At 61.9% G+C, this 17433-nt stretch carries 17 protein-coding genes; 8 read left to right on the forward strand and 9 right to left on the reverse strand.

The genetic code is table 11. From position 1 onward, the window contains the following. The first annotated feature begins 100 nt into the window (after positions 1–100). Positions 101–1057 carry an NAD-dependent epimerase/dehydratase family protein gene (locus ACEN84_RS06150; protein WP_413710303.1) on the forward strand — a complete coding sequence of 319 codons (957 nt, stop codon included), beginning with the start codon at positions 101–103 and terminating at the stop codon, positions 1055–1057. A gap of 45 nt (positions 1058–1102) precedes the next feature. On the opposite strand, the gene ACEN84_RS06155 is transcribed toward ACEN84_RS06150, so the two are convergent. Both ACEN84_RS06155 and odc2 read right to left on the reverse strand, forming a co-directional pair. Continuing rightward, complete coding sequence (locus ACEN84_RS06155) at positions 1103–1693, reverse strand: GNAT family N-acetyltransferase (RefSeq protein ID WP_413710304.1); 591 nt, start codon at positions 1691–1693, stop codon at positions 1103–1105. An 88-nt stretch (positions 1694–1781) separates the two neighbouring features. Continuing rightward, positions 1782–2915 carry an ornithine/lysine decarboxylase gene (gene odc2 / locus ACEN84_RS06160; RefSeq protein ID WP_413710305.1) on the reverse strand — a complete coding sequence of 378 codons (1134 nt, stop codon included), beginning with the start codon at positions 2913–2915 and terminating at the stop codon, positions 1782–1784. 529 nt (positions 2916–3444) lie between these two features. Between odc2 and ACEN84_RS06165 the strand changes: the two genes are divergently transcribed. From ACEN84_RS06165 to ACEN84_RS06175, 3 genes are all read left to right on the forward strand, one after another. Further along, positions 3445–4338 carry a LysR family transcriptional regulator gene (locus tag ACEN84_RS06165; RefSeq protein WP_112719746.1) on the forward strand — a complete coding sequence of 298 codons (894 nt, stop codon included), beginning with the start codon at positions 3445–3447 and terminating at the stop codon, positions 4336–4338. 102 nt (positions 4339–4440) lie between these two features. Then, the gene (locus ACEN84_RS06170) at positions 4441–5082 is read left to right on the forward strand and encodes a DUF1007 family protein (RefSeq protein WP_112719747.1); all 642 of its coding nucleotides are present in this window, start codon (positions 4441–4443) and stop codon (positions 5080–5082) included. Further along, positions 5076–6155, forward strand: a complete 1080-nt coding sequence (locus tag ACEN84_RS06175) for a nickel/cobalt transporter (protein ID WP_413710306.1) — start codon at positions 5076–5078, stop codon at positions 6153–6155. The genes ACEN84_RS06170 and ACEN84_RS06175 overlap by 7 nt, the downstream gene beginning before the upstream one ends. 3 nt (positions 6156–6158) lie before the next feature. On the opposite strand, the gene ACEN84_RS06180 is transcribed toward ACEN84_RS06175, so the two are convergent. The 4 genes from ACEN84_RS06180 to ACEN84_RS06195 form a co-directional block, all read right to left on the reverse strand. Continuing rightward, entirely contained in the window at positions 6159–6365 is a 207-nt protein-coding gene (locus tag ACEN84_RS06180; protein ID WP_112719749.1) for a hypothetical protein, read from the reverse strand. Then, on the reverse strand, positions 6362–7051 hold the full coding sequence (locus ACEN84_RS06185) for a GNAT family N-acetyltransferase (RefSeq protein WP_413710307.1): 690 nt from the start codon (positions 7049–7051) through the stop codon (positions 6362–6364). Before ACEN84_RS06185 ends, ACEN84_RS06180 begins: the two co-directional genes overlap by 4 nt. An 80-nt stretch (positions 7052–7131) precedes the next feature. Next, positions 7132–7854: a tellurite resistance TerB family protein gene (locus tag ACEN84_RS06190; RefSeq protein ID WP_413710308.1), complete on the reverse strand. Its 723-nt coding sequence runs from the start codon at positions 7852–7854 to the stop codon at positions 7132–7134. Between the two features lie 104 nt (positions 7855–7958). After that, the gene (locus ACEN84_RS06195; RefSeq protein ID WP_413710309.1) at positions 7959–8597 is read right to left on the reverse strand and encodes a 2-dehydro-3-deoxy-phosphogluconate aldolase; all 639 of its coding nucleotides are present in this window, start codon (positions 8595–8597) and stop codon (positions 7959–7961) included. A gap of 151 nt (positions 8598–8748) precedes the next feature. On the opposite strand from ACEN84_RS06195, the gene ACEN84_RS06200 reads away from it, so the two are divergent. The 4 genes from ACEN84_RS06200 (at position 8749) to ACEN84_RS06215 (ending at position 11697) form a co-directional block, all read left to right on the forward strand. Next, positions 8749–9237: a CYTH domain-containing protein gene (locus ACEN84_RS06200; protein ID WP_413710310.1), complete on the forward strand. Its 489-nt coding sequence runs from the start codon at positions 8749–8751 to the stop codon at positions 9235–9237. After that, complete coding sequence (locus tag ACEN84_RS06205; RefSeq protein WP_413710311.1) at positions 9215–10123, forward strand: CHAD domain-containing protein; 909 nt, start codon at positions 9215–9217, stop codon at positions 10121–10123. Before ACEN84_RS06200 ends, ACEN84_RS06205 begins: the two co-directional genes overlap by 23 nt. Before the next feature lie 74 nt (positions 10124–10197). Further along, positions 10198–10692, forward strand: a complete 495-nt coding sequence (locus ACEN84_RS06210) for a VOC family protein (protein ID WP_413710312.1) — start codon at positions 10198–10200, stop codon at positions 10690–10692. Positions 10693–10767: 75 nt separating this feature from the next. Then, positions 10768–11697 carry a rhodanese-related sulfurtransferase gene (locus ACEN84_RS06215; protein WP_413710313.1) on the forward strand — a complete coding sequence of 310 codons (930 nt, stop codon included), beginning with the start codon at positions 10768–10770 and terminating at the stop codon, positions 11695–11697. A gap of 20 nt (positions 11698–11717) precedes the next feature. Here the strand turns inward: ACEN84_RS06215 and ACEN84_RS06220 are convergent, their stop codons facing one another. The 3 genes from ACEN84_RS06220 to ACEN84_RS06230 form a co-directional block, all read right to left on the reverse strand. Next, positions 11718–13925, reverse strand: a complete 2208-nt coding sequence (locus ACEN84_RS06220; protein ID WP_199628946.1) for an EAL domain-containing protein — start codon at positions 13923–13925, stop codon at positions 11718–11720. 320 nt (positions 13926–14245) lie between these two features. Further along, positions 14246–15619 carry a GH1 family beta-glucosidase gene (locus ACEN84_RS06225; RefSeq protein ID WP_413710314.1) on the reverse strand — a complete coding sequence of 458 codons (1374 nt, stop codon included), beginning with the start codon at positions 15617–15619 and terminating at the stop codon, positions 14246–14248. A 159-nt stretch (positions 15620–15778) separates the two neighbouring features. After that, positions 15779–17377 carry an ABC-F family ATP-binding cassette domain-containing protein gene (locus ACEN84_RS06230; protein WP_413710315.1) on the reverse strand — a complete coding sequence of 533 codons (1599 nt, stop codon included), beginning with the start codon at positions 17375–17377 and terminating at the stop codon, positions 15779–15781. Positions 17378–17433 lie beyond the last annotated feature (56 nt).

Here is a 17433-nt window from a genome sequence, read left to right on the forward strand (position 1 = left end):
GCACGCCGCCCTTCACGCGCTCGTGAAAACCTATGAAGCCCCTTGCCGCAGGACACTACGGCGCGACATAGTCCCGGCCGAATGGATCGAGGAGATATCTATGGCACGCGTCGCCGTTATCGGAGCAACAGGGCACGTCGGCACCTATCTGGTGCCACGGCTGGTCGAGGCCGGGCATGAGGTGATCGCGATCAGCCGCGGCCGGTCGGAGCCCTACACGCCGCACGCCGCCTGGAAGAGCGTCGAGTGGAAGGAAATGGACCGCGCCGCTCTCGAGCGCGACGGCAGCTTCGGCCGCGCCATCCGGGCGCTGAATGCCGATATCGTCATCGACAAGATCTGCTTCACGCTTGATAGCGCCCGCCAGCTCGGCGAAGCCCTGAACGGCCATACCGGCCATCTCCTGCACACCGGCACGATATGGACGCATGGGCATTCGCTTGCCGTACCGACCCGGGAGGATGCTCCAAAGGCGCCCTTCGGCGACTACGGCATCCAGAAAAAGGCGATCGAGGATTACTTCCTGCAGCAAGCCAGGCTCCGCGGCCTGCCGGTGACGCTGATCCATCCCGGCCATATCGTCGGCCGCGCCTGGGCGCCGCTCAATCCGGCCGGTCATTTCAATCTCTCGGCCTTCGAGACTATCGCCCGCGGCGACCAGCTGACGCTGCCGAATTTCGGCCTGGAAACCGTCCATCACGTTCATGCCGATGATATCGCCGCCCTCTTCATGGCAGCGATCGGCAATTGGCGCGCCTCGACCGGCGAGAGCTTCCACGCCGTTTCCGAACAGGCGCTGACGCTGCGCGGCTATGCCGAGGCGATGTATCGCTGGTTCGGCCACGAGCCGAAGCTCGCCTTCAAACCCTTCGACGAATGGAAGAAGGAGCAGCCGCCAGTCGACGCCGCGGCGACATGGGAACATATCGCCCGCAGCCCGAACTGCTCGATGGAGAAGGCCCGCAATCTTCTGAATTTCCGGCCGCGCTACAGCTCGCTGGAAGCGGTGCAGGATTCCGTCGGCTGGCTGATCGAGAACGGCAAGATCGCCGGCTGAAAACAAAAAAGCCCCTCTCCTTTCGGGAGAGAGGCTTGTTGCCGGTCAGGCCGCCTTCCGGACCGGCGCGCTTGCCAGCATGCGGCCCGTGGGCACGATCATGCCGGCAGCGCCGTCAAGCCAGCCCTCGACCAGCTCCAGCGCCAGGAAGCGCGAGCGTTCGAACGGACCGGGCATGACGAGATGGCGAGCACCCTCGGCAAAGAAGCCGAAACGCTCGTAATAAGCCGCATCGCCGACGAGCAGGATCGCGCCGTGGCCGCGGTTCTTCGCTTCGAGGATCGCCGCACGCATCAGCGCGCCACCGATACCCTTGCCTTCATAGGCGGAATCGACGGCAAGCGGGCCGAGCAGCAGAGCCGTGATCGGCGTGCCCTCGCTGTTGACGCCGGCCTCGACGTTCCAGAGACGTACGGTACCGATCAGATGACCGTCGCCATCGCGGGCGACGAGCGCCAGGCCTTCGGCCGGAATGCGGCCGCGGCGGATCTTTTCCGACGACTTCTTGCGGCGGTTCGGGCCCATGGCGCGGTCGAGAAGATTCTCGCGTGCCACGACATCCGAAGGGTTCTCGGCATCGATGGTGAAAATGGAAGGCGCAAAGAATGCGCGGACAGAATCAAGAACAGCGGCCATCGTGGCCTCCCGTACCCAATACCGTAGTTAGCGGCGATGAAAAGGAATTGTGAGTTTGCCGCCCCGGCTGGCTACGGGGCTGGCACCATCAGATGATGTAGGCCTTCAGCGGCTCGAAGCCGTTGAAAGCGACCGCCGAATAGGTGGTCGTGTAGGCGCCGGTGCCTTCGATCAGGATCTCGTCGCCGATCGAGAGAGTGAGCGGCAGCGGATAGAGATTCTTCTCGTACAACACGTCCGCGGAGTCGCAGGTCGGGCCGGCAATGACGCAGGGCTCCATCTCGTCCTGATCGCGCTCGGTGCGGATCGGGTAGCGAATGGCTTCGTCCATCGTTTCGGCGAGACCGCCGAACTTGCCGATGTCGAGGAACACCCAGCGGGCTGCGTCGTTGTCCGACTTCTTCGAGATCAGCACGACTTCCGTCTTGATGACACCTGCATTGCCGACCATGCCGCGGCCCGGCTCGATGATCGTCTTCGGCAGGTTGTTGCCGAAGTGGTCACGAAGGCTCTGGTAGATCGCACGGCCGTAGGCTTCAGCCGACGGGACGTCACGCAGGTACTTGGTCGGGAAGCCACCACCCATGTTGACCATCTGCAGGTGGATGCCCTGCTTGGCCAGCTGAACGAAGACGCGCTTGGCATCGGCAAGAGCCGAGTCCCAGGCATCGACCTTGGTCATCTGCGAACCGACATGGAACGATACGCCGTAGGACTCCAGACCCAGCTGGTGAGCGTAGACGAGAACATCGACGGCCATCTGCGGGACGCAGCCGAACTTGCGCGACAGCGGCCATTCGGCGCCTTCGCCATCGGTCAGAACGCGGCAGAACACGCGGGCGCCGGGAGCGGCACGCGAGATCTTCTCGACTTCCTCATGGCTGTCGACGGCGAAGAGGCTGACGCCGAGCGCATGCGCGCGGGCAACGTCGCGTTCCTTCTTGATCGTGTTGCCGTAGGAGATACGGGCAGCGGTCGCACCGGCGTTCAGCGCCATTTCGATTTCGGCGACGGACGCGCAATCGAAGTTGGAGCCCATGTCGGCGAGCAGCTTCAGAACTTCCGGAGCCGGGTTTGCCTTGACGGCGTAGTAGATCGAGCTGTCCGGCATGGCGTGGCGGAAAGCGGAGAAATTGTCACGAACGACGTCGAGGTCAACCACGAGGCAGGGACCGTCGGGACGTCGGGTTGCGAGAAAGTCGCGGATGCGCTGAGTGGTCATGTCGATTCCCTTTACAATTCCAGAGCTCCGGCAAAAACCGGAGGACAAAGGGCATACGAGAACTCGCATTGGAACCAGCCGGTGGAGACCCCGGAACCATAGCAAGCGCTCGATGCGCGAATGATGAATCAACGCCGCGTGAGCGACATGGATCCGGCTTTGTCTGCCATGGATTGGAGGGTGTTCCCTACCGCACTTCCGGCAATGAAGGTGTGCCTCTTCAGTAACCCCCGCTGATGGAAAGCAGGGAGAGAACAAAAAGGCCCGCACCGTCGTTGCTTCAGGCGTCCTCGCATTTTCCGGTTGGCCGGAATAGCGACTGGAGGGGTTAATTCCAGGTACCTTACCGATTTCCTCACCAATTCGAGGGTTCGGCGGACACCCATGGGCACGTGCGACTTTGGGCTGAGGACGAGATAAGAATATTCGGCGTCATAATCAAGAATTTTTTTGACCCCAGACCTAAAAAATAAATTGAACGAAGACACGCAATTTGTTCAATCTTCCGCAACGAAGCAGGGGGGTCGCCATGGACACGCTTACCCGCATACGCGCCTTTATCGATGTCGTTGAAGCGGAAGGCTTTTCCGCCGCGGCGCGCAGGACCGGACGCTCGAAGGCGCTGCTCTCCAAATATGTGCGCGAGCTGGAAGACGAGCTCGGCGCCCTGCTGCTCAATCGCACCACCCGCCAGTTCTCGATGACCGAGGCCGGGCACACCTATTATCGTACCGCATCCGACATCCTGAAAGAGATCGACAATCTCGCCGATCTGGTGCGTGAGAATAACGCGCAGCTCAAGGGCCGGCTGAAGATTTCGGTGCCGCGCACCTTCGTCGATGCCGAAGTCGGCCAGTGCCTGATCGACTTCGCCAAGGAGAACCCTGACCTGCAGCTCGAGATCGCCGCCGACGACCGTTTCGTCGACCTGATCGAGGAAGGCTTCGATCTCGCGATCCGCGTCACCAAGCTGGAAGACTCCGGCATGATCGCCCGCAAGATCTCGGATTTCCGCGTCCACATCTGCGCCACGCCGGAATTTCTGGAACGCCATCCAAATATCGAGCATCCGTCCGACCTCTCGAACGTCCCGTTCATCGTCGACACCAATGCCCGCACCCAGGCGAGCATCCGCTTCTACAATCCTGACAGCAGCTCCTTTGCTGTCGCCGTTGCCGGTCCGATGGAGGTCAACAGCCCGCATGCGACATTGCGCGCGGCCCTTTCAGGTCTTGGCATCGCGCTGATCCCCGATTTCATCGCCCGCAAGCCGATCGAGGACGGGCGTCTGGTGACCCTGTTCAACGATTATCTCCCCACGGATCGCGGAATCTACGCGGTTTATCCGCACCGCCGCTACCTGCCGGCCAAGGTGCGCATCTTCGTGGACTATCTCCACGGCTGGTTCCGCAAGCACAGCTGAAAGCGGCCTGATTCACTTTGCCGCCTTGAGGCCGGTCCCAATTCCGTCCCATTGTCAGGCAAGAAAACACCAACCGATTTGGGCAGAGCGGTAAGCCGACGCATGAAGAAATCCACGTTCCTGATCGCCGGGCTGCTGGCACTCGCACCGGCCGCGGCCATGGCGCATCCGCATATTTTCGTGGAGGCCCGGCTGGAAGTGGTGGCCGGCCCGGATGGCAACATCCAGGAACTGAGAAACATCTGGCGCTTCGACGAAGTCTTCTCGTCCTCCGTCGTCATGGATTTCGACAAGAACACCGATCTGAAGCTGGAGCCGAACGAGCTCGCGGAAGTCGGCAAGACAGTCCGCGATTCCCTTGCCGACTACGATTACTACATGAACCTGACGGTCGACGGTAAGAACGTGACGGTAGAGAAGCCGGACATCATCCATGTCGACTACAAGGAAGGGCAGCTCCTGATGTTCTTCGCGGTCAAGCCGTCGCAGCCGATGCCGCTGAAGAGCAGGCTGACCTTCGGCGTCTATGACCCCACGCTCTATACGTCCATCGACTTTCCGAGCGACAAGGAGCTCGTCCTGGTCGGCGATGGCTTCAAGGGCTGCAAGCATGATGTCCTGCGCCCCGATCCGGATCAGGTGATCTCGCAGAACAAGCAATCGCTGACCGACGCCTTCTTCAATGACCCGACGGGCACGAACATGTCGAAGCTCTTCGCCACGAGGCTGGAAATCTCATGCTGAAGCATGGCAGGCCGCTTATCCTTTCCGCCGCGGTGCTGATGCTGGTTGCCGCCGCTGGCAGCGCCTATGCTCAGTCGCCGCTCGGTATCGGAACGGCGGAGCCGAGCTTTCAGCCGATCGGCGGGCCGCTGGCGCCGCTCTTTGCCTATGTGAACTACGAGCAGCAGGCCTTCTATCGCGCGCTGACCGGCGCGCTGAAGGCGATGCGGGATGATCCCTGGCAGCTCACCTCGCTGATCGGCCTCTCCTTCGCCTACGGCATCTTCCATGCGGCAGGTCCCGGGCACGGCAAGGCCGTCATCTCCTCCTATATGATCGCCAACGAGGTCGAGCTCCGCCGCGGCGTCGTCATCTCCTTCATCTCTGCCTTCATCCAGGGCATCGTTGCCGTGGCGCTCGTCGGCGCCGCCTGGCTTGTCCTGCGCGGCAGCGGCATCACCCTGACACAGGCGACGCACGCGATGGAGATCGCAAGCTTCGTGATGGTCATCGCCTTCGGCGGCTGGCTGCTGTTTCGCAAGCTGCGCTCGATGATCTCAGGCCTGCCGAAGCGCGAAGTCGTGGCAACGGCCGAAGGCCCGGTCAGCATGATGCTGGACTGGAAGGACAATGACAGCGCGCAGCAATCTGGTGTCTACGCCTTCGGCGAGACCAAGGCCCGCAAGGCCGGCCACAACTTCATTTCCGGCATGGCCTGCGAGACCTGCGGCCAGTCGCATATGCCCGATCCCTCGCTGCTCGGATCGGATACATTCAGCATCCGCGAGGCCTGGTCGGCGATCATCGCCGTCGGCCTTCGCCCCTGCTCCGGCGCGCTGCTGGTGATGACCTTCTCGCTGCTGAACGGTCTCTATCTCGGCGGCGTGCTTTCGGTTCTCGCCATGTCGCTAGGAACGGCAATCACCGTCGCCATCCTGGCGACCCTTGCAGTCACTGCGAAGGGCACCGCTGTGCGCATCGCCGGATATGGCTCGAAATCCTCGGTCTGGATCGGCAACACGATCGAGATCCTCGGCGCAGTCCTGGTCATCTGCTTCGGCGCCCTGCTTCTCGGCGCCTCGCTGCAGGGCTGAGGCTCAGCGGCCCTTGTTGCGCTGATAGCGGGCGCGCAGCCAGAAGATCACGAAGAACCCGAGGAGCAGCACGGCGCCCACGGCAAAAGCCAGTGGCGGAGAATACTTGCCAATCCAGAGCACCAGGCTCGGCAGGAAATAGATGACGAGCCCCGCGCCAAGCAGAATGACGGCGGCGGCAATCGCCTGAGAACGGCTCTCCGGGCTCATACAAGCCTTTCCTTTTCAAGATCGGCACGGATGTCCTCGAGGCGGCGCTTCTGCTTGCCGTCGGATCCGAAATTCTCAGGGGCGAGCCATGCCTCGAACGCGTCGTTGATACCAGGCCATTCGCTATCGATCATCGAGAACCAGGCGGTGTCGCGGTTCTTGCGCTTGGAGATCATGTGCTGGCGGAAAACGCCCTCGAAAGTGAAGCCGTAGCGGGCGGCCGTGACCTTGCTCGGCTCATTGTTGTTGTCACACTTCCATTCGTAGCGGCGATAGCCGAGATCTTCGAAGACGTGCTTGGCCATCAGGTAATGCGCTTCAGTCGACAGCGGCGAGCGCTTCATATCGGCGCCATGCGCCACACCGCCGACTTCGACGACGCCGTTTGCAGCATCCGCGCGCATGTAATTCGCCATCCCGACGATCTTGCCGGTGGCGTTGTCGCGGAAAATATGCGTCAGCCAGCCGCCCTTCTTGGCGTTGTCGAGCCAGGCGCCGAAATCCTCGATGCCACCAAAATCGTCCTGCGAGAAATAGAGAAGCAGCGGATTGATGCCCATGCCGCCAAGCCCGTCCCAGAGCGCCTGCAGATGCTCATCGCGCACGAAGGGCTCGACCGTCACATAACGGCCCTTGAGCGTCACATAGCCGGGGGCGGAAACCTTGTAGGTGGAAAGATCGCGCATCGTCACTCCTCTCGTCGAAGAGTGGATAGGCCAGCCGCCCCGGAAAGGCAACCGGCCCTATTGTCACTGAGGCAAAGCCATCACTGCGAGAGCGTGACCTTGGCCGACGACACCGTCGCCTCGATATGATCGACGAGCGCATCGGGAAGACCGAGGCGTCCGGCGAGCAGATCGAGATAACCACGCTCGGCACGCGAATCCGGCTCGATCGTCAGACGCGAGGCGGTGTAGAGCTCCACCTTCTGCTCTTCGGTCTTCGCAGCCGAAATCAGCGAGTCGAGATCGGTCGGAGACGCCAGCTCCTTCTCGATGAAGGCGACCGCTTCGCCGCTGACATCAGCGGCCTTCATCTTGTCCATGATCAGCGCCCGTTCGCCATTGTCGATATGGCCGTCGGCCTTGGCTGCGGCGATCATTGCCCGGATCAGCACCAGCACGAATTCGTTGCTGCCCGCCGGCGACTGCGGACCGAAACCGGAATCGACAGGGGGCGGCAGAACGAGCGGCGTGGATGGCTGTCGGGCGGGCTCGGCAGGAGCGGCGGGCGCCTGTCCCGCCTGATAATTCTTGTAGGCCTGGTAGCCGAGGCCGGCGATCGCGGCCAGTCCGCCGATCGTCAGCGCATTGCCGGCAATGCTGCGCCCGGTCTTGGTGCCAAGCAGCACGGTTGCCAGCGCTCCGGCCTTCCAAGGATTGTCCTTGGCCATCTGCACGGCGCCGCCTGCGCGGTCGCGAACCGAACCGCCGACACCTGGAATCTGCGATCCCAGGAACTGGTCAAGAAGCTTCTTTGCGTCGAACATTCCCCGTCTTCTCCCTGTTTTGAGGCTGGGATGAAGATAGGAACTGCAACTGTAAATACAAATGCAGGCGCAAACCGCCTGCATCAATAGCGATCAATAAAATGTCAGGCCTTGAGCGCTGCGGCTTCGGCGGCGAGCTTGGTAATGCCTGCCCAGTCGCCTGCGGCGACCAGTTCCCTCGGCGCGACCCACGAGCCGCCGACACAGACGACATTCGGCAGCGACAGGTAGTCGTTGGCGTTCTTCAGCGAGATACCGCCGGTCGGGCAGAAGATCATGCCGGCGAGCGGCGAGGAAAGCGCCTTCAGGTAAGCGGCGCCACCAGCCTGTTCGGCCGGGAAGAACTTCAGGACCTGGTAGCCTTCTTCGCGAAGCGCCATGACTTCGCTGACGGTGGCAGCACCCGGAAGCAGTGGAACGTGGGAGTCGGCAGCCGCATCGAGCAGTTCCTGTGTTGCGCCCGGGCTGACGATGAACTTGGAACCGGCAGCGACGGCAGCTTCCCAATGTGCAGCATTGAGGATCGTGCCCGCGCCGACTTCGGCACCTTCGACTTCTTCGGCAACGGCACGGACGGCATCGAGAGCAACCGGCGTGCGCATGGTGATCTCGATCGCCTTCAGGCCGCCCGCGACCAGCGCGCGGGCCAGCGAAACACCGGCCTTCACGTCGTCGATGATCAGCACCGGAACGACAGGCTGCAGTTTGAGGATGGAAAGGAGCTTTTGTGTTTTTTCGCCCATGGCCACGGTCCTTTGAAACGATTGAAATTCGGGTTCGGCATACGCCCAAGGGTACACTTTGTCGAGACTAAAGCGATCTTTGGCATAAATGGGTTTGAACGATTATTTTTTTGCGCTAGCTTAGCCCCGTCGTCACAAAAGGTTCACTGTAATGGCGAAGGAAATCGAGCGGAAGTTTCTGGTACGCACCGATGGATGGCGCGCCAAAGCCGTATCGAAAGCAATCCTCAAACAGGCCTATGTCGCCTCGATGGACGACCGCTCGGTGCGGGTACGCGTCCTCGACGGAGAGAGTGCGCGGCTGACGATGAAGATCGGCCGCAGCTCCATGACCCGCGACGAATTCGAATACAACATCCCCGTTGCAGATGCCGAAGAACTGATGGAAAGCGCCATCGGCATCGTCATCGAGAAGACCCGCTACCGCGTGCCCCACGAAGGCTTCGTCTGGGAAGTGGATGTCTTCGGAGGGCCGCATCGCGGTCTCATCATCGCTGAAGTCGAGATGAAATCCGAAAGCGATGCCCCGCCCCTTCCGGCCTGGCTCGGTCGCGAGGTGACGGGCGATTTCCGCTATTCGAACCAGGCGCTGGCGACCGAATACCAGTACGACCGGCATGCCCTTCCGCATTCGGCCTGACGCGGATTTCACCAAGAGTTTCAGAGAAGCCGCCGCCGGCGAGTTGCAGGCTGCGCGCGATGTCATCGAGCAGCGGCCCGAGGGCACGCACCCGGCAATCCACGCCTTCCGCAAGAACCTGAAAAAGGTGCGCTCGCTCTACCGCCTGGTTGCGGCAGACGCGCGAAAATTCCAGAAGCAGGAGAATGAGAGGCTGCGCGAGATGGCGCGATCGCTGTCCGCCATCCGCGATGCCGAAGCGCTGATCGAGACCGTTCGCTATCTCAAGTCGCACGCACCGGACCCGGAAGAGGCAAGCTCGCTGGATCGCATCGCAGCCATTCTGGAAACGCGGCGGAACTGGATGACCGAGGCCGAAGCCGGCATTGAGGCGAAGCTCCGGGAAACATCGGAAGCCCTCAAGCACGCCCTCTGGGCCCTCGACGACATATCCTTTCCGTCAAGCCCAAGTAAAGCCGCCAAACTCGTCGCCAACAGCTGGAAGCGCACGGCAGCAAAGGCGCATCAGGCGCTCGACGCCTGCCATGGCGAAGCCTCGGACAGCGCGTTCCACGAACTCCGCAAGCGCACGCAGGATTACCGCGCCCATCACGGGCTGCTCTCTCCGCTCTGGCCATCCGCGATGAAGGCGAAGCGCGCTGCCGCCAAGGAACTGGTCGACCGCCTCGGCCATGTCCACGACCTCTCCGTTCTCAGCGATCTCGTCGAGGCCGAACCGCAGCTGTTCACCCGCAGCGACGACCTCGCCCATCTCCTCGACGCCATCATCCGCAGGCAGCAGGAAGACCGGCGCCTGGCGCTCGCGCAGGCCGAAGAGATCTTCGCCGACAGCCCCGACGAGGAAGCCAGGCGCGTCGGGCTGCTCTGGAATTCACTGAGAAAATGAAGCGGCGCTGTTGACCTCAATATTACTTGAGGTCCTAGGTTGGCTCGGTCAAAAAAATCCTGACCGAGGAAATCATGCCTGCCAACAATGCGACAGTCCCGCAAATCCAGGGCATCTACGAAACGCATCTCAGTGTTGCCGATCTGAGAATCTCCATTCCCTTCTATCGCGATATACTGGGCCTTGAGCTCGCGGCCGAATTCCCGGAACGGCGGATCGCCTTCTTCTGGGTCAACGGCAAAGAGAACGCCATGCTTGGCCTTTGGGAAACCGGCACAGCGCCAATAAGGATGCGTCTGCACATCGCCTTTCGGTTATCACAGGAGGAGATGTTTCGAGCACCCGCTCTGCTGAAGAGCAAAGGTATTGACGTTCGCGGCTTCCATGGCGAGCCGGTCTCCGAGCCAATCGTCATCGGCTGGGTGCCCGCGCTCTCGCTGTATTTTGACGATCCGGACAAGCATTCCATCGAATTGCTGAGCGTGCTCGACGATGAGCCGGATCCTGCCTTCGGTATGCGTTCCTATGAAGAATGGAAGACGCGTCTTTCGAAGCATGCAACCCCGTGACCAACGCCATGAGGGCGCCGCGCTCCCGCGTAATGTCATTGCGCAGGAGCGTCATATTCTGTATTTCCACCGCCCATGACCGACAGCATCACTACATCCAGCCCGTTCCTGGTGGCGGCGCTCTATCATTTCGTTTCCGTGCCGCGCTTCGAAACCCTGCGCGACCCCTTGCAGGCGCTCTGCGAGGAAAACGGCGTGAAGGGAACGCTCTTGCTTGCCCATGAAGGCATCAACGGCACGATCGGCGGTCCGGACGACGGTGTCAGGACGGTGCTTGCCTATCTGCGCGCCCAGCTGGAATTCGCCGGCCTGGAGCACAAGGAAAGCCGTGCATCGAAGATGCCTTTCCTGCGCATGAAGGTGAAGCTCAAGAAAGAGATCGTCACCATGGGCGTCGAGAATATCGACCCCAACAAGGTCGTCGGCACCTATGTGGCGCCGCAGGACTGGAACGCCCTGATCTCCGATCCCGACACGATCGTCATCGACACCCGCAACGACTACGAGACGGCAATCGGCGTCTTCCGTGGCGCGGTCGATCCGAAGACCAAGACCTTCCGCGAGTTTCCGGAATGGGTGCGCAACAATACCGGCCTGCACAACAAGCCGAAGATCGCTATGTACTGCACCGGCGGCATCCGCTGCGAAAAGGCCACGGCCTTCATGAAGGAGCAGGGCTTCGAAGAGGTCTACCACCTCAAGGGCGGCATCCTGAAATATCTCGAGGAAGTGCCGCAGGAAGAGAGCCTCTGGGAGGGCGCCTGCTTCGTCTTCGACGAGCGCGTCTCGGTCGAGCACGGATTGAAGGAAGGCGAGCACAAGCTCTGCCACGCCTGCCGCAACCCGATCACCGCCGAGGAGATCACCTCGCCGCACTATGAGGAAGGCGTTTCCTGCAGCAACTGCTACGGCACGCGCACCGAGGAAGACCGTCTCCGCTACCGCCAGCGGCAGCACCAGATCGCGCTCGCCAAGAAGCGCGGCCAGAAGCATATCGGCACGTAAACTTTAGCTGCGAATAGCTTTTAGGCCGCGCTGGTCCGGCGCGGCTTGCTGTTTTCTTCCCGCCGCGTCTCCAGCATGTCGCTGATCTTGTCGGCTGGAACCGGCTTGCTGAAATAGTAGCCCTGCAGGCTGTCGCAACCGAAGAGCCTGACGGCAACCGCCTGGGCCTCGGTCTCGATGCCTTCTGCCGTAACAGGAATGTTGAGCGAGCGGGCGAGCGCCACGGTCGCCTGCAGCATTTCGCGCTGGCTTTCGCTCTCCGTCACGCCATCGACCAGCGAGCGGTCGATCTTGATGCGGTCGAAGCCGAATTGGCGGAGATAGCCGATCGACGAGAAGCCGGACCCGAAATCGTCAAGCGCCACCTTCACGCCGAGCGTCTTCAAGCGCTCGATCGACTGGCGGGTGCGCTGCGGGTTCTGGATCATGTAGCCTTCGGTGATCTCCAGCGTCACGCGCGACGCCTCGATCTCCGTCTGCTTCAGCACATAGCGGACATAATCGGTGAAGGCCGGGTTGCGGAACTGGCCGGGCGAGACGTTGACCGATATACGCAGCTCCGGCCATTGCTTGGCTGTCTCGCAGGCCTTGCGCAGCACGAAGAGGCCGAGCGCTTCGATCAGACCGCTGGTTTCGGCAACCGGAATGAAAACGTCAGGCGAGATCGGCCCGAAGCCCGGACGGTTCCAGCGCACCAGCGCCTCGACCCCGTTCATCTCATAGGTCTCGGCATCGATCAGCGGCTGATAGGCCAGCGTCAGGTCGCCGCTTTCGATGGCGGCGCGAAGATCGATTTCAAGCGCATTGCGCTCCTCGCGGTCTGCATCCATCGCCGGATCGTAGAGCATCATCCGAGCCCGGCCGGCTTCCTTGGCCTTGTACATCGCGAGATCGGCGCGGCGGACGAATTCCTCGCGGCCGACGGCGCCCTCTGGCGACATCGCGATCCCTATGCTGGCGCCGATGACGACGACGCGGCGGCCGATTTCCAGCGGCTCCGCCAGGAAATCGAGGATCTGCTCGGAAAGCTGCAACGCTTCAGCATTGCCGCCATCGGTGTGGAAGGCGATGGCGAACTCGTCGCCGCCGATGCGGGCGAGAACCGCGTGAGGCGGGATCAGCACCTTGAGACCCGCAGCGACGGCGCGGATCAGCTGGTCGCCAGTACCATGGCCATAGCTGTCGTTGACTTCCTTGAAGCCATCGAGATCGAGATAGAGGATAAGGATGTTCTTCTTGGCCTGCTGCGCTTCCTCGACCATCGCGTCGATGGCGACGCCGAGACCGTCACGGTTCCAGAGGCCGCTCAGCCGGTCGCGCAGCGCTTCCTCGCGCGCGCCGATCTCCTCGGCCTTGATACGCCGCCCGGCCATCCAGCCGATGACGAGCAGCACGGCGAAGAACAGGCCGACCAGACCGAGCGCCTTGACCACCGTCGGGCGCACCTGATCGTAGCCGATATCGCCCGGCGAACGTGACGTCCAGACGAGCTTGCCGAGCGTCACGCCCGAGGCATCGTCGATATTGACGGAATACTTAGCCGGTGTATCCGCAGGCACCAGCTTCATGCCATGGATCACATAGGTCTCGCCGAGACCCTTCACCTTCTCATCGTCGAGATGGCGGGCAAAGATAAGGTAGCGGCGCTGATCGGCAGACTTGTCCAGCGCGCCGGATTTTTCACGCACGAGCGCGATACCGGCTGCGGCAATGCCGCTCTTCGTACCGACGAAACCGACGGCTTCCGGCTTGTCCGCTCCGGCGGCACGCGCCTGGTCGAACAGCGCCCACAGCGACGGCGCGAAGAAATCGTCGAGCTTGCCGTCCATCGGCTGGCCGTTGCGATAGATCATCAGCGGCTTGCGGTCGCCATCGATGACGATCGCCATATCGAACAGCGAGCTGTTGACGGACATCTCGCCGTAGTTGCTCACCGTCCAGGCCATGCCATCCTTGGCATAGACATTGGTGGCGGCATCATCCCATGCGGCATAATCGTTGAGTGTCGCGCCGAGCTGTTCCTCGAAGGTCTTCAGCGCACCGGCAGTCGTTTCCCGCGATCGCTCGTCGTCGAGCACATTGGCATTGTCTGCAACGCGCGAAATGGCAGTCAGGATCATCACAGTGACGATCGCGACGATGACGGCGAAGGTCAGCAGCACGCCCGTGACGGTCGTGTGCCGGCCTATCCCCAAGGCCTGATTTTTTTGCCCGATTGACTTAGGCATTCATTGCTCCCCGATGGCAGGGACTGTGACAGTCAAGCCTTCAAGAAACTGTTAAAAATCACGGCAAAACGATTAATCAGTACGTGTTTTACAAATAAATTTCGCTATCTATGCAAAAGCCGCCCCCAGAACACCGGAAGCGGCTGACTTTACTGCACATTTTGTAGTCATGGCACGCCGCTTGATCGGCGCTTCGAAGCGGAAAAACCGGCATCAGAAACCGATTTCCGGCCCTCGTTCGGGAGGCCAGAACCACCCCTGAAACCCAGGGGTGATTTCAGCAATTTTCGATAAACTCCAGAGTAGAACGGAAGCTCCGCTCAGGCCGTCTTGTGATTGCCCTTCGGGAACTGGCCGGCGAGCTCGCGATACCACTTGCCGCTCTTCTTCACGGTGCGGACCTGGGTGTTGTAATCGACGTGGACGAGGCCGAAGCGCATCTTGTAGCCTTCCGCCCATTCGAAATTGTCCATCAGGCTCCAGGCAAAATAGCCGCGCATCGGATAGCCGTCCTTGATCAGGTTGGCGACGACATCGAGGTGGTCGCCGACATAGTCGAGGCGCATCGTGTCATTCACCTCGCCATTGACGACATCGGTATTGTCGCAGGCGCCGTTCTCGGTGATGTAGCATTCCGGCAGCTCGTAGCGGCGGTAGAGGTCCTCGACCAGATGCTTGAGGCCCGGCGCATAGACTTCCCAACCGATATCGGTCTTCACGTCGCTTGCGGGTGCAGCTTCCGTCGTCCAGGGGAAATCGCCCTTCTTCGACGCGTCGTCATGAACGCGGTCCGGCTTGTAATAGTTGAGACCCCACCAATCGAGCTTCTGGTTGATGATTTTGAGATCGCCGTCCTCGATGACGGGCATGCGGTCGCCGAGCGCCTCGACGAATTCCTTCGGATACTCACCCTTGAAGACCGGATCGAAGAAGGCGCCGTTATGGAACTGATGGGCGCGCTCTGCAGCGGCAAGATCAGCCGGGCTGTCGGAACCCGGAATGATCGACGAGGCGTTGAGTACGAGACCAACGGGAACATTCGGCGCCTCCGAGCGGATCGCCTCGACGCCGAGACCGTGTGCCAAGTTCATGTAGTGCATGGCGTGCAGCGCCGCCTGCATGTTGCGCTCGCCCGGCGCGTGAATGCCGTAGAGGTGGCTGAGCCAGACGATGCACCAGGGCTCGTTGAAGGTCGCAACCGAATCCAGACGATCGCCGAGGCGGGCCATGACGGTCTTGGCATAGCGCTGGAAGGCGTAGGCCGTCGAGCGCGCCGTCCAGCCGCCGTCACCGGCGAGCAGCAGCGGCAGGTCCCAGTGATAAAGCGTCGCGAAGGTCTTGATGCCGCGCGCCTTGCAGCCATCGACGAGACGATCGTAGAAATCGAGACCGGCCTCGTTCACCGGGCCGGTGCCGTCGGGGATGATGCGCGGCCAGGCGATCGAGAAACGATAGGCCGAAACGCCCATATCCTTGATCAGGTCGAGGTCTTCATCGAGGCGGTTGTAGTGATCGCAGGCGATATCGCCATTATCCCGGTTATAGACGCGGCCGGGCATGTTGCAGAAGGCGTCCCAGATGGACGGCTTGCGGCCGTCAGCCTTGGAGGCACCCTCGATCTGGAAGGCGGCTGTCGCCACACCGAAGGTGAAATCGCCAGGGAAGCGGGCCGCGAGAAGCTTCGGATCGATCATGTTGTTTTCCGTCTCTACTGCTGGTCAGGTCGGCCGGCGCGGCCATCGTTGGCGGCGGTTTAGCCAAGCCGGAATGGCTTGTACAGGCCTTGAATGTCAAAACTGCAACGTTACAGATAGATTCTTCACTAGCGTCGACACGAAGAACCGCTTCGTCGGTCACAGCTGCTCTTTTCCATCAGGCAGGAGCAGACGGCGGGAAATGCCGATATTGTCGAGAAACACTTCGTCATGGCTGACGACGAGCAGCGCGCCGTCATATGCCGCCAGCCCGGCTTCGACGGCGGCAATGGAATCGATGTCCAGATGGTTGGTCGGCTCGTCCAGGATCAGCAGCGGCGGCGGCTTCGGTCCGCCGAGCACGCAGGCAAGACCTGCGCGCAGCAGCTGTCCGCCGCTCAATGTCGAGACTTGCTGCAATGCCGCGTCTGCCCGGAACATGAACCGCGCCAGCGCCGCCCGGCAGGCATTCTCATCCGCACCGGGATTGAGATTGCGAAAGTTCTCGCGGACACTGAACTTGGGATCGAGCAGGCTGACGGTCTGATCGAAGAAGGCATGCCCGGCAGGAACGGAGACCGTCCCCGCCCAAGGCTTCAGCGTGCCGGTGATCAGCGCCAGGAGCGTCGTCTTGCCGGAGCCGTTCGGCCCGGAGATCGCCACGCGCTCCGGCCCGGTCAGAGCAAGCGAGAGATTGCGAATGACGGGCCGCTCCGGCTCATAGCCAGCCGTCACGTCATCGAGACGCAACACCACGCGAGACGACGGAAGCCCCGTCGGCTCGAGTTTGACGGCAAAGGGCTGGAGTATTTCGATCTTGCCGCGCGCCGCCGAGACATCGCCGAGCGCCTGATCGCGGCGCTTCTCGCCGAGGCGAACCCGGTCTCCACGCGTATTCTCGGCCTTGCGCTTCAATCCGCCGGCCAAGATCCGTGGCATGTCGCCCCGCGCCGCCTTCACCCGCCCGGCACGGTCGCTCCTGGCCTGGCGCTCGGCGGCCAGCTGCGCGCTGCGATCGACGTCGTCGACCCGCTTCTCCGCATCCGCCAGATCATGTTCGGCGGCCGCAAGCTCGATAGCCTTGCGCTCCTGAAAAGCGCTCCAGTTGCCGCCATAGCGCTTGGCGCCGAGCGTCGTCAGCTCGACGATCGCATCCATCGTGTCGAGCAGTTCGCGGTCATGGCTGACGACCAGAGCCCCGCCGCGCCAGTCGCGCAGAAGGCCGATCACCGCCTGCCGGCCATCGCGGTCGAGATTGTTGGTGGGCTCGTCGAGGATCAGAAAGTCCGGCTCGGAAAAGACCAGGGCCGCAAGCCCCGCGCGCGTGCGCTGCCCGCCGGAGAGCGACGAGAGGCCGGTCTCCGGCACAGCATCGAGCCCGACGCGTTCGAGCGCCGAGGCCATGCGGGCTTCCAGCGTCCAGTCGGCGTTCGCAAGCTCGTCACCGGTCGCCTCCCCACGCTCGGCGCGGGCGAGGATGGCAAGCGTCTCCCGCACACCGAAGAGATCGGCGACCGCCGCCCCGGCCTCGACCTGAACCACCTGGCGGAGAATGCCGAAGCGTCCAGCAAAGGCGATGCTGCCCGACAGTGGCTGCAACTCGCCGGCCACCAGCTTCAGCAGCGTCGTCTTGCCGACGCCGTTGCGGCCGACAAGCCCTGTGCGTTCGGCACCGAAACTCAGATCGAGATGGGAAAGAAGCGGTCTGCCGTCAGGCGTCGACCACGAGAGATTGGAAATGGTGATGGAGGCAGGCATGGATAGAGAACTCCCGGATGGCAAGGCGAGACGGCATTGCGATCTGGGTGAAATCC

The organism is Rhizobium sp. Rhizsp82 (assembly GCF_047325115.1).
In the GTDB taxonomy this organism is placed as follows: domain Bacteria; phylum Pseudomonadota; class Alphaproteobacteria; order Rhizobiales; family Rhizobiaceae; genus Rhizobium.

Coding starts and splice junctions, on each gene's coding strand:
- ACEN84_RS06165 (WP_112719746.1), top strand. CDS start 3,445: ATGGACACGCTTACCCGCATACGCGCCTTTATCGATGTCGTTGAAGCG.
- ACEN84_RS06195 (WP_413710309.1), bottom strand. CDS start 8,597: ATGGGCGAAAAAACACAAAAGCTCCTTTCCATCCTCAAACTGCAGCCT.
- ACEN84_RS06210 (WP_413710312.1), top strand. CDS start 10,198: ATGCCTGCCAACAATGCGACAGTCCCGCAAATCCAGGGCATCTACGAA.
- ACEN84_RS06170 (WP_112719747.1), top strand. CDS start 4,441: ATGAAGAAATCCACGTTCCTGATCGCCGGGCTGCTGGCACTCGCACCG.
- ACEN84_RS06190 (WP_413710308.1), bottom strand. CDS start 7,854: ATGTTCGACGCAAAGAAGCTTCTTGACCAGTTCCTGGGATCGCAGATT.
- ACEN84_RS06225 (WP_413710314.1), bottom strand. CDS start 15,619: ATGATCGATCCGAAGCTTCTCGCGGCCCGCTTCCCTGGCGATTTCACC.
- ACEN84_RS06175 (WP_413710306.1), top strand. CDS start 5,076: ATGCTGAAGCATGGCAGGCCGCTTATCCTTTCCGCCGCGGTGCTGATG.
- ACEN84_RS06180 (WP_112719749.1), bottom strand. CDS start 6,365: ATGAGCCCGGAGAGCCGTTCTCAGGCGATTGCCGCCGCCGTCATTCTG.
- ACEN84_RS06150 (WP_413710303.1), top strand. CDS start 101: ATGGCACGCGTCGCCGTTATCGGAGCAACAGGGCACGTCGGCACCTAT.
- ACEN84_RS06185 (WP_413710307.1), bottom strand. CDS start 7,051: ATGCGCGATCTTTCCACCTACAAGGTTTCCGCCCCCGGCTATGTGACG.
- ACEN84_RS06230 (WP_413710315.1), bottom strand. CDS start 17,377: ATGCCTGCCTCCATCACCATTTCCAATCTCTCGTGGTCGACGCCTGAC.
- ACEN84_RS06205 (WP_413710311.1), top strand. CDS start 9,215: ATGCCCTTCCGCATTCGGCCTGACGCGGATTTCACCAAGAGTTTCAGA.
- ACEN84_RS06155 (WP_413710304.1), bottom strand. CDS start 1,693: ATGGCCGCTGTTCTTGATTCTGTCCGCGCATTCTTTGCGCCTTCCATT.
- ACEN84_RS06200 (WP_413710310.1), top strand. CDS start 8,749: ATGGCGAAGGAAATCGAGCGGAAGTTTCTGGTACGCACCGATGGATGG.
- odc2 (WP_413710305.1), bottom strand. CDS start 2,915: ATGACCACTCAGCGCATCCGCGACTTTCTCGCAACCCGACGTCCCGAC.
- ACEN84_RS06220 (WP_199628946.1), bottom strand. CDS start 13,925: ATGCCTAAGTCAATCGGGCAAAAAAATCAGGCCTTGGGGATAGGCCGG.
- ACEN84_RS06215 (WP_413710313.1), top strand. CDS start 10,768: ATGACCGACAGCATCACTACATCCAGCCCGTTCCTGGTGGCGGCGCTC.